Consider the following 15,682-nt stretch of genomic DNA (forward strand, 5'->3'; position numbering starts at 1 on the left):
ACTCTTTAACTACATCTACACTTTACTAATCTACCCATCTACAACGCTTAACCGCAGATTTGCCGTAGTCAGTCCGCTCTCGTGTCAACACGGGTACATGTTGTTGTTTGAAAGAAATTGAATATAACCGTTTATTTCCTTTGCAGGAACTGTAGTATTAAAATAATAGCAAACATAAAAAAATCGCATCATGGCATTCAAATCATATCTCGTTGAAAAATATGAAAATACGCATGAAAATATTTTCTTTCGTGCCCTCAGTAGTAATTTATCCGAACATTTCGAAAACAAAAATGGCTTACACATTCTTGTGGGTAACCTCTCCGTCGGCGGCCAGGCAATTGATGCAATTTTTATTAAAAATGGTGCAATTGTCGTAATTGATTTTAAAGATTATTCCGGCACACTTGAGTTTTCTGAAAATGGTCCATGGCGGTTAAAAACCGAAAAGGAAAAAATCGTTTTTGTTGCAGGTGGCGGCAGATCACGGAATCCATTTCAGCAGGTTAATGCCTATCGATTCACCCTGTTTCAGTTCCTTTCAGAGAAACAGAACAACATTCTGACGGTTAATCATGATAATATCTCATGGGATCACACCTGCGGCATTGTCCTTTTCCAAAGAAAAATATACTTCGATCATAATACCATCCCTGCCCACATCCAGCGCAAATTTCATATAACAGACAATGATAATTTCATTAGTCGGTTAAACGATATACACAGTTCAAATCTGTATTTAAATGACAATGAAATCAAAAACATTATAAGTTTACTTTCAATTTCGGAAGATGACTTGTTTGATGCTTCAGCCGCTATAGAAGAGGATAAAAGTCTGCTGTCCTACGATCCAGATAGGATGCAGAAAATTAAGCAGCTTCTTCCCGCAGGAATTTCAGATCAAGTAAAAAAAACGCTGACCTTTTACAATACCATGATCTCTGTGGAAAAATTAAATGAAGCATCAGTCACAGACATATTTCATCTTCCGATTGTCTGGAACGCTATTGCAGTTGATAACTATACTTTAGACCTTTCTTTAAACACAACCTTTCTTAATGTTTTTTTACAAAATAGACAAGAAAACTTTCCAAAAAATCTATTCATCAGTGTAAATGTTAACCTTAATAATGAGACGGTCCCCTTGTTTTATGGAGTAACTGTTCACAGTATAATTGAAGACTATCAAAATATCAATATAGATTTTAATGGTTTCGATTTGTTCTCGGCAATACTTTCAGAATTAAGTTTAACTGAAGATATAATCGAGGAAATAGCTCAAAAACTTACAGAGAGCGTCTTATTGGAGGATAAAATTTCCATCGTATCAGAAATATTGGACACTCCCATTTCATTAGGTAACACTATTTCAGTGGGTTTAAGCGATGAAAGTAAATTTACACTGCAGCTACAGGCTGAATATAGAAATTGGCTAAATGGCAAAGCTCCACTTCCCGCCAGAAATTCAGTCTTAGATTCCTTTCTTACAAACTCACAGATATCATTCAAAAATAATATTGAAAACTTCAAGTATGTTCAGATAACTGACCTTAATAGCTATCAAAAAATGGCAGTTCGTGCTGCTTTCACACAACCCTTACTCATTATTACAGGGCCTCCCGGGACAGGAAAAAGCCAGGTTGTAATGAATATAATGGCAAATGCTGTCGTTAATAGTCAGAAAGTTTTATTTGCAAGTAAGAATAATAAAGCGGTCGATAATGTATATCAGAAAATAAATGATTTATTGGACACAGATTACTTTATAAGGTTTGGTAATAACGAAATTAATGCTTCTACTAAAGATATTCTTTCACGAACTGTCGGCTTAATCAACTCAGAAAATTTAACAGATCAGCAAGAGGAATTATCACAGATTCAGCTAAGCCACAATAAATTGCTGGAATTGCAAAGTGAACTTATAAAAAAAATTAGGAGAATTCCAGAGCTAAGAAAAAACCTGGAACAGAAAAATGAGCAACAATTTGTCATCAAGAATGATTTTGATACTTGGATGCGCACATTATCTGAGATTCACAAAAAACTTTACATAGACAGAAATATAAAGTTTAATATTTCTTTGTCCGAAATAAATGAGCTCATTTTAATAATCCAGAACAGAAAAGGCTTTTTTTCAAAACTCTCGTTCAATCTTTTTCACAAAAAGATGGTAACGGAAAGCATCAAAAAAATAAACAGTGCACTTCCAACCGAACTTTTACAATATATCGAAAAAGAACAGCCATACTTTTCACCGGATAAAAAAATTACACATTCATTCGCAGATAATCTGAATCTGATAAAATCTGAATATGCTTCTCAGAAAGAAATTTCTCATAAGAATGCCGATTTTAAAATGCAATTAGATGAAATTACGATTGAAATTAAAGAATTACAGTCAACTTATGACAAACTACTGTCGGAAGAACCACAAAATCGCTTACAATTAGCCAAACTCGAACCCTCGATTGTTGATTCATCGAAAAAACTTGTCAAAACAGTAATCAATGAGAAACTGCGCAATTCCGATCCTTACACGATCGTCAGATACGCCGATTATTTAATAAATGGTATTTCGTGGAAACGTGAGGAGCAATCTGAATTCTCGCGCGTTACCCATGATTTTCTCACCACTTATAACGTAGTTTCGATTAGTAATTTGACAGTGAGAAAGGCTTTTCTCCAGGAAGGTGATATTTTTGATTTGTTAATAATAGACGAAGCCTCTCAATGCGATATCGCATCGGTCTTACCACTGCTGTATCGTGCTAAAAAAGTTGTGATTCTTGGTGATCCACTACAGCTACCTCATATAACATCAATAAAGAAACAGGAACAGGAATTTATTGCTGACCAGCTTGATATCGCAGTGCCTGATCACAATTATGTAAATGATTCCCTATTTTTAAAAGCGGAAAAAGTGTCTAACAAAAATCAGCTAAAGCAAGTGTTCTTAAAAGAACACTACCGTTGTCATCCACAAATCATAGAATTTTGTAACACCCATTTCTATCGTGTTCTTGCGGGTCAGGAACTGGAGATAAAAACCAAGAACACAGATTTCAAGCTTGGACTTCCTGGTCTTCACTGGTTGGATGTAAGAGGAGAAGTTGAAAACAATAGAAATGTTAATAATGCAGAAATTGAAAAGTGCGTCACAGAGGTTAAAAAATTATCTGAAAAATTTCCGAGCGCAACTATCGGGGTAGTCACTCCTTTTGCACATCAAAAACAGGCGCTACAAAAGGCATTTATGAACTTTCAAAATAAAAACTTGACAGTTGACACTGTACATCGTTTCCAGGGTGATGAAAAGGATATTATTGTTTTTAGTATAGTCGTAAGCGAAAATGCTCATGTATCTTTACATAGGTTCATTAATTATTATTCAGCATACCTCCTAAACGTTGCTGTTTCCCGGGCAAAAAGTTCATTGCTGATCATTGGTAATAAAGATTATTGTAAAGCTCTTGTAGACAATAAGGGCAGGACACTCCTTTCTCACCTTGCAACATATTCAGAAAAAACATCTAAAAACTAACACAACATGGGTCTACTGGATTTTTGGCGTAAAAAAAAGCCTGAAGAAATACAAAATGATTTACCTGAACAACGGTCAAAAGCACATGATAAACATGCTGATCCACAATATCCAGGGAGGAGTATAGCAAAATCAGTTGATAATAAAATTGAAGATAAAAAGACAGATCCTGCAGAAGAAAACCTTCAAAAAGCTTATAATAACTTTAAATCTCTCAATTTCGAAAAAGCCAACGACTACATTGATAAGGCAATCGAGCTCGGGGGTAAACCGGATGAAAAATTAATGACATCGATAAGAAGCTTTGTAAATACTTTAGATACTCCGGATACGCAAACATTAGAACTTAAACGTGACATAATTTTAAAATCAATTTCCTCCCATTCTCATATTGAATTCCTTTACCCCAAGGAACAGAGCCGTTATTTACAACTTATTTTTATCTGTATACCTACTGAACTGGCCAGCGTGAAAGATGCGGTGATGATAGACGGGGAGCGCTACGAAATTAAAAATATGCGAAAATTAAAATTTGTTAATTCAAACTACTACCCTGATAAACCACAATAGAGCCCACTGCTTAATTCTGATAACTTTACTCCATTATACCCTTAAATGTCAAAAAAAAAACTAATACTCAAAGCATTTGAAGAACTTGACGCAGAGATGCTCGACGTCCTCCTGAATGACGGGCAGTCTTACCAGGATGTCCACAAAGAAACCTTTGTGGCAGAACTAAAATCATACTTTTCAGACCTTCGGAACGATCGGGATTATAAAACAGACTTTAAAGCAGTGAGGGGAATGTGCACCAATTGCAACAAGGGTAAAAAAGGATATTCTTTTATAAATTCTGATGGCGAAAGTTTTATGAGCATGGTATTCGAAGAATCGGATGATGATTATACCGACATTTACAAATGCAGCAGCTTTAAAACTTTCGACAGGGAAATCACAGAAGAATGGGTCGGTATTCACTTTTATGAAGAGGACAAGGTAGATTATAGGCCTACAGAAGTCCACATCCGGGAGCAGAAGGAGTGCGACCGTGCGGTTAAAGAACTCGAAATGGAAATCAAAACTGAAGGTATTCTGTCAAAAAATTTCTATGTTTCCTGGGTCAGCACCTATCGTCATCTACACTCCATCGGAGACATTTTCACCGATAAATCCTACCGTTATAAAAACGAAGTCTCCGGCTACCTCTGGATTCTCGAACCTCTGGCAGAGGTTCTCGAAAAATCTGACCTTGCCCGCGAGCTCTTGCAAGAGTTCATTGCCTTTCCTTTAATTACCCACGAGACCATCCAGGATTGGTTGATCAGGGCGGATTACCATTTCCCTTATTACAAATTTGCCACTGAATACAAAGCTGATTATCAACAGGACTTATTCATTACCGGACGTATTAAAATTAGACTTTCAGAACACTGGTACCTGCAGAATATTGCGGTCATCCTTAACAAATATTCCAACTGGATTCCTGATTACAATCCTTTGAAAGAAGCCGAGGATTTTGTCGCAAGTGAGCAAGATGATGATATGTTTCCTTTCTGATAAAAAGCACTTACGTTTCCTTCGTTACTCTAAGTCTCCTTAATTCAGGTCTCGGTCAATTACGCATCCACCGCTTTGTAACCACAAACACTCCTGCAAACAATTTAAATAAACCGCTATTAATCAAGGCTTTCACTATTGCTGCAAATAAACTGTTGCTGCACTATAGCCTTGTCTCAGTCACGTTTATAAATTTTTCTTCGGTACTCATAATTTTCCTGTACCCGTGCCGGCAGCCGCTTCTTACACTTGTTGCGAAGGTTCAATTTCATCGAAGTGTAAATTCGGTAAATCCTTTTATGGTTCCACCTGAAACTAAGGTTCTTCAAACGGTGGCGCATTAGCCAGAAGTCCCACGTTTGGTGTTGATTTGCCAGCAGTAGCAGTTCTTCACAGATTTGGTCATCTTCATTATTGCTCCGCTTTTTGTAATAAAGCACCGAACTGCTTACCCTGAAAACATCACACGCCTTACGAATACTTATTCCATGGGTTTGTTTGGAATAAGCTACCAACTCTCTTTTCTCGCAAGGCGTCAGAGCTTTTTTTCGATCACGTCTTTTAAAACGGTGTTTTCCAATGTAAGCTCAGCATCAATCTTTTTATACTGCGAAAGTTGCTTCTCGATCTCTTTCAACTGAGCCAGCTGGTGGGCTTCCATACCGCCATATTTGCTCTTCCAATTGTAAAAGGTGGGTTGGCTTATTCCGTGTTCACGGCAGATCTCATTCACCGTTTTCCCCTGATTCTGTTCAGATAAAATCTTTACGATCTGAACCTCTGTAAATTTGCTTTGTTTCATCTTTCCCAAATTTAAAAACTATATTTATCTTCGTTTCGGTTTTTGGGGAAGATTACACTATAATTTAAATATTTCCCTACATTTGCTGTCTCCAAAGGGTGAATCGTGTGAAACTCACGAACTGTCGCGCAACCGTAATCTGCATTTGCAGAAAGTCGGATCCCCAAAATACTTTCGCGATCTGAAGTAAAATCTCCGGGATTTTATTCATTTCAATGTTTATAATTAAAATCAGCAGAGATGAATTACGAAGACAAAATTAAATCTTCCGAAACTCACGTTTTTAAAGTCGTTTTTCCAAATACCACCAACCATCACAACACAATGTTCGGCGGTAAAGTAATGGAAATGATGGACGAAGTTGCCTTTATGACCGCCACACGTTTTGCGCGTAAATCCTTTGTTACTGTGAGTTGTGACCGCATCGATTTCAACAGGCCTATCCCCGCCGATACGCTGGTTGAGCTGATAGGCCGTGTGAAATATGTAGGGAACAGCAGTCTGAAGGTCTCCGTTGAAATCTTCATCGAGGAAATGTACCTCGAAAGCAGAGAAAAAGCCGTGAGCGGCGATTTTACGCTCGTAGCGATAGGGGACGATAAAAAGCCGGTTAAGATTTTTGAGACGCAGCAACTGCCTGTTTAGCGACCGCAGAATCCTCTTCTTTGCGGTTCGAAACTTATAACAGAACCTATACGGGCTGCTGGCTTTGGGCGATTGGTTATTAACAATACGGAACCCTGAAATACCTGTCCATATCAGTTTAATCTGGATCCAGCACAAACCGCCACGGCATATTTTTCCACACTTCACCGGCATAATCCACGCCGATACGCGGACCGGCGGTGACCGTTCCTGCCAATACAGAATCCTCTAGCCACAGCCGTTCTGAGCTCCCCACATCTTCTCCGTAAAAACTTTTATCGAGTTCCAGCAGATTGCCGATCCGCCCGGGTCCACTTACGGTACTCAGTCCCCGGATCAGCACGGCCTCGGGCTGTCCGGTCTTTCCGGTTACAATGTTCAGCAGCCAGTAGCGCCCGTAAATCAGGTAAACATACACGAAGCCGCCCTCGCCAAACATAAGTTCGGTGCGTGGGGTGCGGCCTTTGCTCGCATGACTCGCCAGATCATCGGTGCCGAAATAGGCTTCCGTTTCAGTAATCTGTGCACGCAGTTCGCGGCCGTCCGCAAATTTGCGTACCAGTGTTTTACCCAACAGCGACTGTGCCAGATATACTGCATTATGTTTTTGAAAATAGGAGTTAGGGATGCGCTTAGCCATTTGCACGATAGGTGGAAGGGTGAAAAGATGGTAAAATGCAGGTGAAACCTTCAAATTGTGTACCCTTTGAATGTGTTGATGCACACCTTGAGGTTGGTAAAATCGTTTTCAGAACATAAAACCGCTTCATCATGGATGAAACGGTTTGGTAAGTTTCCGGTTATAATTTGCCGGACTCCGGATTTCAAAAGGTGGCCTCAGCCTCTGCATTTTTAGTTCTGGTCCGGCAGGAAACTGTACTCTTTAGAATAGTGCAGCATCTGCTCCGCAAAGGTTTCCGGATATTGCAACACATAATCAGTTACATTGCCGGCGCTGTTTTTAACCGGTGTAATATAAGGATTCACAAAACCGCGGTACGGCGCCTCCTTATACTGCGCGTTGCGCGCCAGCACTTCTTTGTGGATGGTCTGATCTACTTTAACACCGTAATTTTCAACCAGATTTTTAGCGGCATTATAGTCGCCTTCCGATTTAATGCGTTGGGTTTCGCGCAGCAGCTGCCCGAACAGATCGTGCAGTTTATCGTAGTCGGTAATATTGAAATAGGTCTTACCGTTGCGTGTGATTTTTTCAATTACATTGTCCTCTTTTCCTTTCTCAAAAACCCACGCGCTTACCCACTGGCGGTTCCGCATGTGCGATTCTTCAATATCGGCGCCGGGTTCCAGCCGCACGAGCTGCATCATAAGCCCGTTGCGGATATAATTGTCGTATGAGGCCTTACCCACACCTTTCCAGTCATCAGTGAGCCCCAGTTCCTGCAGTTTTGGGTTGTACAGGAAGTACAGACCTACAAGGTCAGCGCGGCCTTCTTCCATTGTCGAAGCGTAGCTTTTCAGTGTTTCCTTAGGCGTTCCCACACCCGGATTGATCTGACCCGACGCGTGACCTACCACCTCGTGCAGCGCCGTATGCAGTTTGCTGGAAAGTTCGCCATACTTCTGTGCGAGGCGCAGTTCTTCATCGTCATTCACGAATTCCTTAAGACGTCCCGAACCGGCTGCTTTATCATACGCGTCGATGATATTTCCGAGTGAAACGGATTTTGAACCGTGTTCAGCACGTATCCAGTCAGCATTAGGAAGGTTCACACCGATTGGCGTGCTTGGTGATGCATCACCGGATTCCGAGGCTACAATTACCGTCTTATAGCTGACGCCTACCACATTTTTCTTCTTATGTTGTGGCATGAGCGGAGAGTTGTCTTCAAACCACTGCGCCTGCTTTGAAAGGACTTCCATCTTTTTGGACATGTCGAAATCCTTGATCTGTACCACGCTTTCATAGGAGCCTTTGTGGCCCAGCGGGTCACTGTATACTTCGATAAATCCGTTGATATAGTCAATGTTCCCTTCAGTGGCATCCACCCACGCTACGTTGTAATCGTCCCAGGTTTTGAGGTCGCCGGTTTTGTAATATCTGATGAGCAGGTCCAGCGCATTTGCCTGCTTCTGGTTTTCGGCTGCGCCTTTTGCTTTTTCAAGCCAGCCCGTAATCTGGTCGATGGCTGCGCCGTACATGCCGCCGCTTTTCCACACCTTCTCGGTCAGCTTACCGTTTTCTTTAACGAGTTTGGAGTTGAGTCCTGTTGAAAGCGGACGTTGTGGATGCTTGCTTTTCATATTGGAGTAAAAGCGGTCGGCTTCATCAGCGCTGATGCCGTCACCGTAGAAATTAACGGCTGAACCTTCCAATAGTCCTTTGCTGAGGTCCAGGTTCACTTTTTTGCTGTCCTTATTATTAAAGAGTACATCAGCCACGGCTGTATTCAGCGTAGTATTGGTCTCTTTTAAAAGTTGATCCAGATAGACGCGGGAAAATGCCGGCTTCATCTTGTCGTTGGAGTAGTGGTGGTGAATACCGTTCGCGAACCAGATGCGTTTAAGATAAATCTCAAAGTTCTGCCAGTCCTGTGTGGTTTTGTCGCCCTTGTAATTCTGATAAACCTTTTCCAGGGCCCGGCGGATGGTCAGGTTGTTTTTATAGTTCTGGTCCCAGATGATATCGCGGCCTGCGTAACCGGCCTGGCTCAGGTAGTACACGTATTCTTTTTCTTTTAAAGTCAGATCATTCCAGCTTGGCACGTCGTACCGCAAAACTTCAATGTCTGCAAAACGGTCAATGCTGTTCTGTCCCTTTGGGGTGCTCTGTTCCTGAGGTGCGCTTTCAGCGGCGGCATTCTGTTGTGCCGTGCAGGATAATACCAGCATAGCAGCCAGTGCGAGCAGCGTTATTTTGGTTCTGTTCATAATTAAATTTTTATTTAAAGTTATAACTATATTTATCCCGATTTTAGAAGGAAGCGGATAAACAGGACGTAAACCGCCTGTAGTCCCAAAGTAAAAGGAGCGGTCCATCCGTTTCGGGCACAGTGACTTTTTTAAGTTCGCCCCGACATAAGCAACAAAATTCGCACCGCAGCATTTGTGCTGCTAATTAATGATTTGTAAAAAATGATCGCAAAAAAGCCCCAATCTCTTGGGGCTTTATCTTTATATCTAAAAGGGATTACCCTTTTGCACCTCTTTCAATGCGTTTTCTTTCGTTTTCAGAAAGAATTTTTTTACGCATACGGATGAAGTTTGGTGTTACCTCAATAGCTTCGTCGCTCTGGATGTATTCCATACATTCTTCGAGAGAGAAAAGAATTTTTGGCGCGATGCTGCCGTCTTTGTCTTTTCCGGATGCACGCATGTTGTTCAGCTGCTTGGCTTCAACGATGTTTACAACAAGATCGCCAGGTTTATTCTGCTCTCCGATGATCATACCTTCGTAAATTTCCTCGCCCGGATCAACAAAGAACTTGCCTCTGTCCTGAAGTTTTGCGATAGAGTATTCGGTAGCCGGTCCCTGAGACTTGCTCACCAATACACCTACGAGTCTTCCGGGAATTGAGCCTTTGAAAGGCTTGTAATCTACAAAACGGTGTGCCATAATGGCTTCGCCAGCCGTAGCAGTCAACATTTGAGAACGCAGTCCGATCAGGCCTCTTGAAGGAATCTCGAATTCCATGTGCTGCATTTCACCTTTGGTTTCCATAATGTGCAGGTCACCTTTGCGTTGCGTCGCCAAGTCGATTACACGTGATGCATATTCTTCAGGTACGTCAACTACCATAGATTCATAAGGCTCACATTTAACACCGTCAATCTCTCTAAGGATTACCTGTGGCTGACCGATCGTCATTTCGTAACCTTCTCTTCTCATTGTTTCGATCAATACAGAAAGGTGAAGGATACCACGTCCGAATACCAGGAATGTATTGGCATCTTCAGTTGGTTCAACTCTTAGTGCTAAGTTTTTCTCCAACTCTTTCATCAACCTTTCTTTCAGGTGATTTGAAGTTACATATTTACCGTCTTTTCCGAAGAAAGGGGAGTTGTTAATCGAGAACGTCATGTTCAAAGTAGGCTCATCGATTGCCGTACGTGGCAACGGATCCGGATTCTCAAGATCAACGAATGAATCCCCGATCTGGAATTTATCGAAACCTACGATCGCACAGATATCACCTGCTTTAACTTCCTGAACTTTCTTTTTACCAAGACCTTCGAAAACGTAAAGCTCTTTTACTTTTCCTTTGATGATGTTGCCGTCTTCCTGAGCCAAACCAATCCATTCAGACTCTTTTACAGAACCCTGGGTGATTTTACCGATCGCAATTCTTCCTAAGAAAGAAGAGAAATCGAGTGAAGTGATCTGCATTCTCAGCGGACCTTCTTTAGCGTCGGGCGCAGGAACGTGTTCCAAAATACCATCTAATAGTGGGAAAATATTATCAGTCTGTTCCAAAGATGAATTGAACCAACCTTGTTTTGATGAACCGTAGAAGGTTGGGAAGTCAAGTTGCTCTTCCGTAGCATTAAGGTTGAAGAACAGGTCAAAAACCTGATCGTGAACTTCATCCGGACGGCAGTTTGGCTTATCAACTTTGTTAATTACCACTACCGGTCTCAGACCCAATTCCAAAGCTTTCTGAAGAACGAAACGCGTCTGCGGCATAGGACCTTCAAAGGCATCTACCAAAAGCAGAACCCCGTCAGCCATTTTCAGTACTCTTTCCACCTCACCACCGAAATCGGCGTGACCAGGCGTATCGATTACGTTAATCTTGGTGTCTTTATAAGTTACCGAAATGTTTTTTGACAGGATGGTAATTCCACGCTCTCTTTCAAGGTCATTGTTGTCCATGATAAGATCACCTGATTCCTGATTTTCGCGGAAAACACTGGTGGCGTGAATGATTTTGTCGACCAGCGTAGTTTTTCCGTGGTCAACGTGCGCAATGATTGCGATATTTCTAATGTTTTGCATAAACGTTTTTTGACGGTGCAAAAGTAATCTTTTTTACCGGATAATTTGTGCAGCGATGAAGAATTATCACAATTTTATACATAAAATTACAGAAAACTCAAATGCCTGATTATCAATTGCATTTTAAATTTTCCAAAAAGAAAAGCGACCCGATAGGGCCGCCATGATAAAATTTGATTTTGATAAAAATTTATTGTCTTAGATAGGTGTACAGATTATCTTTCAGGTGAACGCGTTTTTTGCGAAGGTCGGTAAGATGATCATCTGTGGTGTGATTCACTTCACCTTCTTCGTAATGCTGAATGAGTGCGTTTACCTCTTCATAATTCACGTACATCTTCTTAAAATTGTCGTCATTCAGCTTCAGCGCCTTGATTTTTGATTCGAACTCAGGAAACTCGTTGGTTAAAATGTGGTTTTCCATGACTTTAAATTTTAATGATTTTTAATAAACTAAAGTTAAGGAAAAATTATCGCTGACTCCTTATGAGAATTATCATTTTCAGGTCTAAAAAAACAAAAGCCGGAGAAAATCTCCGACTTTTTAGCGATCGCTGTTTTAAAGACTGCTATTTCTTGCCCGTAATGTGAATTTCGCCTTTGCCATCCTTCTTATATACGTGCACCGATTCAATATTTTTAGGTTCAATTTTATCCATCTCTGCCTTGGATATCGTCTTTCCGTCCAGATAGTAGATCACATCCTGTTCTTTACCGCGCAGAAGGTTGGCTTCCGTCGATCTTCGTGCAGCTTCCTCAGCCTTTTGCGTGGCGTCTTTCAGGCGCTGCTGGAATTCCGGCGAATCAAGTTTGATCTGCATTTCCTTTGCCCGGCGCTCGGCTTCCTGTATGCGCTTTTGAAATTCGGGTGAATTGACTGTCTTTTCGATGTCCTTTGAACGGCGCTCCATCTGGCGTAACTGCTTTTTAAAGGCCGGAGAGTTTACTTTTTTGTCGATTTCGGCTGCGTGTTTTTCGTAGTCGCGGATTTTGTTTTTAAAATCTTCAGAATCGTAAAATTTAATTGTCTTGCCCGTCAGTTCTTTTATTCTTGCTGCCATTTGCTCCTGAGTTGCAGTAAAATCCTCACTGTTGAGTTTTTCTTTTATTTTGGCGTCCAGTTTTGAAAGCTGCATTTCAAGGTCTTTGAATTCTGCGCTGCTCTCCAGGTTCTTTTCAGTCAGTTTTTGGATCTGCGCTGATGTCTGCTGCATTTCTGCGCTCAGCTTTTGCACCTGCTCAGACTTCCGCTCCCTGTTTTTCGACCGCAACAGCAATTCATTTTCAATTTTGTCTACTTTAAGGACAGCCTTCGGGCTAGGTACTTCAGGAACTTCAGGAACTGGAGCCGGTGGCGGCGGTAGGGTATCCCGTGTCATCGCGGTCACATATTCTTCGATCTGAATGTTGGTTGCCGCGATTTCATGGTTCTTTGCGTTGACAAGATAGAAGAAACAGAGGGCGAAGATTAGGGGCAAAGCTGCGATGCGACGTGCATAGCTGTATTTGGTCTGTGGTTTTTTAAGCATTGTTAGTCGTTTTTTTAAGTTAGAACTGAGAAACGGACTCGTTGCGGGCAGCGGTCTTCCGGAAAACCGGCTCGCCAAAAGCATCTGCGCAAATACCTTGGTGTCCGAATTGGTAACGGCTTTTTTATCAGCCAGATATTCGTGGATAAGCGCTATTTCGCGCCTGATTAAATGATAGAATGGATTAAACCAGAAAACTGCAACCAGAATTTCAGAGAAAACACGGTCCCAGGAATGTTTCTGCTCAATATGCACCATTTCGTGCTTCAGGATTTGGCGTCCGAGGTCAGAAGAAATCGGCAGGGATTCTTTCCAGAAAAGGTTGCGGAAAAATGAAAACGGTGCTTCGGCAATATCAGTTTGGTAAAAACTGATGCCTTCAAAACTTTTCTTCGGATAGCGTTTTTTAAAATGCTCAATCCGTACAACGGCAAGTAAAAATCTTAGGAGAAGACCGACAGAAACCAGTCCAGCAACAAGAGCACAAATTTGAATATAACCGAAATCATGGCTTAAAGTTTTATTTTCGTTGGCGTACGTTAACTTATTTAATAATAGATAAATATCACTGTTTACTTCAACTGTAAAATAAGACAGTTTCAGCAAAGGCAGCAGCAGGCTGATCAACATCGTGCCAAGCAGATAAAACCTGTTGTAATGATGAAATGTCCTGTCCTTTAAAGACAACTGATAGTACAGAAACATTACACCGGAAGTAAGGATTACTTTGCCGAAATAGAGCAGGAGCGCTTCCATTATTTTTTGTTTTTGATTTCGTCAAGCAGCATCTCAAGATCTTCAACGCTGATTTCATTCTTTTCAACCAGAAAGGAAACCGCGTTGCGGTAAGAACCTTCGAAATAGTTTTTCACGAGGCTTTTCATTGATTTTCCACTGTATTGCTCGCGGCGTACAAGCGGGAAATATTCGTGCTGACGACCGAAAACGTTGTAATCAACAAAAGCTTTTTCTTTTAAAACCTTTAAAATGGTCGATATCGTATTGGTGTGCGGCTTCGGTTCCGGAAACTTTTCGAGGATATCTTTTAGAAAGGCTTTTTCCAGGTCCCACAAATACTGCATTACCTGTTCTTCGGCTTTGGTGAGTTGCGTAATTTTCATATCACTAAATGTTTAGTGATACAAATGTAGGAATTAATCTCATACATACAACTATTTTTATAGTGATATTAAAATATTTTTGTAATCAATTGGTTTTCAATATTAAATATTTCGCGTTAAAAATTAAAACAAAGAAAATTTAGCCTGGAAAAGTTCAGGTACAATTATGTGGAAGTGAAAATTTTACCCTTAAAAACATTCACAAAATCACTACCTTTGCGCACTTTAAACAGAATATCATTCTGTCTTTATATATTTAAATTCAAACTCATTATATGAAATGTGGAATCGTAGGTTTGCCGAATGTAGGTAAATCAACCCTTTTTAACTGCCTCAGCAACGCCAAAGCTCAGTCTGCCAACTATCCTTTCTGTACCATCGAACCCAACTTAGGAACGGTTTCAGTGCCGGATCACCGTCTTTTCGAACTTGAAAAACTCGTTAATCCTGAGCGCGTACTGCCTGCAGTAGTGGAAATTGTGGACATCGCAGGTCTTGTGAAAGGCGCCAGCAAAGGTGAAGGTCTTGGTAACCAGTTTTTGGCGAATATCCGCGAGTGCGAAGCGATCATCCACGTTTTAAGATGTTTTGAGAATGGAAATATCGTGCACGTTGAAGGTTCAGTAGACCCGATGCGCGATAAAGAAATCATCGACATCGAACTTCAGCTGAAGGATATCGAAACCATTTCAAAAGCCGTTGACAAAGCAAAGAAATTCATCAAGTCCGGTAAGAAAGAAGATGTCCTGACTTATGAAACGCTTCAGAACCTGCTTAGATTCGTGGAAGACGGCCGGAATGTACGCGAGTTTCCAATGGACGATTTCAGTACAGATATCATTGCAGATATTCAGCTTTTAACCAACAAACCGGTTCTTTACGTTTGTAATGTTGATGAAAATTCAATAAAGAACGGCAACGAATGGATCGCTAAAATCGAAGAGATGGCGAAAAAAGAAAACGCCGAAGTGGTGGTTCTTGCCGCTCAGATCGAAGCTGATATCAACGAACTTGAAACTTTCGAAGAAAGACAGATGTTTCTTGAAGAACTCGGCTTAGAAGAACCTGGTGTTAACAGATTGATTAGAAAAGCTTACGACCTCTTGAAACTTCAGACCTATTTCACGGCTGGTGTGAAAGAAGTGCGCGCCTGGACCATTGGACAGGGCTGGACAGCTCCTCAGGCGGCCGGCGTCATTCACACGGATTTTGAAAAAGGATTTATCCGTGCAGAAGTAATCGGCTACGAGGATTTCGTGAATTACGGCTCCGAAGCGAAAGTAAAAGAAGCCGGCAAAATGAAAGTGGAAGGCAAAGAGTATATCGTAAAAGATGGCGATGTGATGCATTTCAGGTTTAATGTGTAAGAATTCATTAGCTGAACATTTATAGAGAGTTTACCCCACCAGGTAAACTCTTTTTTGTTTACACTGGGTGATTTTAAAACCTCTCATACATTAGGTTCATATTGAACACCGCACATGTGATAAGTTGAATGTTTGAACTTATCTAATTTCTTAAATATGGTTA

The 15,682-nt window shown here is 41.0% G+C and carries 13 protein-coding genes; 5 read left to right on the forward strand and 8 right to left on the reverse strand.

Translation table 11 applies throughout. The annotated features are described in order from the left end of the window. Positions 1 to 190: 190 nt before the first annotated feature. Genes H9628_RS06620 through H9628_RS06630 form a run of 3 tightly spaced genes read left to right on the forward strand, consistent with a single transcriptional unit; the run spans position 191 to position 5,098 of the window. Positions 191 to 3,541: an AAA domain-containing protein gene (locus H9628_RS06620; protein WP_251833332.1), complete on the forward strand. Its 3,351-nt coding sequence runs from the start codon at positions 191 to 193 to the stop codon at positions 3,539 to 3,541. A 6-nt stretch (positions 3,542 to 3,547) separates the two neighbouring features. Further along, positions 3,548 to 4,111 (forward strand): hypothetical protein, encoded by a 564-nt coding sequence (locus H9628_RS06625; protein ID WP_251833333.1) that lies wholly within the window; start codon positions 3,548 to 3,550, stop codon positions 4,109 to 4,111. A 45-nt stretch (positions 4,112 to 4,156) separates the two neighbouring features. After that, positions 4,157 to 5,098: a hypothetical protein gene (locus tag H9628_RS06630; protein WP_251833334.1), complete on the forward strand. Its 942-nt coding sequence runs from the start codon at positions 4,157 to 4,159 to the stop codon at positions 5,096 to 5,098. A 535-nt stretch (positions 5,099 to 5,633) separates the two neighbouring features. Here the strand turns inward: H9628_RS06630 and tnpA are convergent. Both tnpA and H9628_RS11995 read right to left on the reverse strand, forming a co-directional pair. Further along, positions 5,634 to 5,900: an IS66 family insertion sequence element accessory protein TnpA gene (gene tnpA / locus H9628_RS06635; protein WP_251833335.1), complete on the reverse strand. Its 267-nt coding sequence runs from the start codon at positions 5,898 to 5,900 to the stop codon at positions 5,634 to 5,636. Positions 5,901 to 5,976: 76 nt separating this feature from the next. Further along, the gene (locus H9628_RS11995; RefSeq protein WP_285268835.1) at positions 5,977 to 6,111 is read right to left on the reverse strand and encodes a hypothetical protein; all 135 of its coding nucleotides are present in this window, start codon (positions 6,109 to 6,111) and stop codon (positions 5,977 to 5,979) included. Positions 6,112 to 6,140: 29 nt separating this feature from the next. On the opposite strand from H9628_RS11995, the gene H9628_RS06640 reads away from it, so the two are divergent. Next, a complete protein-coding gene (locus tag H9628_RS06640; RefSeq protein WP_251833336.1) occupies positions 6,141 to 6,545 on the forward strand; it encodes an acyl-CoA thioesterase in 405 nt (134 codons plus the stop codon). Between the two features lie 118 nt (positions 6,546 to 6,663). On the opposite strand, the gene H9628_RS06645 is transcribed toward H9628_RS06640, so the two are convergent. The 6 genes from H9628_RS06645 to H9628_RS06670 form a co-directional block, all read right to left on the reverse strand. After that, positions 6,664 to 7,185 carry a DNA-3-methyladenine glycosylase gene (locus H9628_RS06645; RefSeq protein ID WP_251833337.1) on the reverse strand — a complete coding sequence of 174 codons (522 nt, stop codon included), beginning with the start codon at positions 7,183 to 7,185 and terminating at the stop codon, positions 6,664 to 6,666. 212 nt (positions 7,186 to 7,397) lie between these two features. After that, positions 7,398 to 9,437 carry a dipeptidyl peptidase 3 gene (locus tag H9628_RS06650; RefSeq protein WP_251833338.1) on the reverse strand — a complete coding sequence of 680 codons (2,040 nt, stop codon included), beginning with the start codon at positions 9,435 to 9,437 and terminating at the stop codon, positions 7,398 to 7,400. 259 nt (positions 9,438 to 9,696) lie between these two features. Beyond that, positions 9,697 to 11,502, reverse strand: a complete 1,806-nt coding sequence (gene typA / locus H9628_RS06655) for a translational GTPase TypA (RefSeq protein WP_251833339.1) — start codon at positions 11,500 to 11,502, stop codon at positions 9,697 to 9,699. 190 nt (positions 11,503 to 11,692) lie between these two features. Next, complete coding sequence (locus H9628_RS06660; RefSeq protein WP_251833340.1) at positions 11,693 to 11,926, reverse strand: YdcH family protein; 234 nt, start codon at positions 11,924 to 11,926, stop codon at positions 11,693 to 11,695. A 145-nt stretch (positions 11,927 to 12,071) separates the two neighbouring features. Then, the gene (locus H9628_RS06665; RefSeq protein ID WP_251833341.1) at positions 12,072 to 13,787 is read right to left on the reverse strand and encodes a M56 family metallopeptidase; all 1,716 of its coding nucleotides are present in this window, start codon (positions 13,785 to 13,787) and stop codon (positions 12,072 to 12,074) included. Continuing rightward, on the reverse strand, positions 13,787 to 14,152 hold the full coding sequence (locus tag H9628_RS06670) for a BlaI/MecI/CopY family transcriptional regulator (protein ID WP_251833342.1): 366 nt from the start codon (positions 14,150 to 14,152) through the stop codon (positions 13,787 to 13,789). Before H9628_RS06670 ends, H9628_RS06665 begins: the two co-directional genes overlap by 1 nt. A gap of 275 nt (positions 14,153 to 14,427) precedes the next feature. Between H9628_RS06670 and ychF the strand changes: the two genes are divergently transcribed. Then, positions 14,428 to 15,519: a redox-regulated ATPase YchF gene (gene ychF / locus H9628_RS06675; RefSeq protein WP_251833343.1), complete on the forward strand. Its 1,092-nt coding sequence runs from the start codon at positions 14,428 to 14,430 to the stop codon at positions 15,517 to 15,519. Positions 15,520 to 15,682 lie beyond the last annotated feature (163 nt).

The organism is Kaistella pullorum (assembly GCF_014837035.1).
Taxonomy (GTDB): Bacteria; Bacteroidota; Bacteroidia; order Flavobacteriales; family Weeksellaceae; genus Kaistella; species Kaistella rhinocerotis.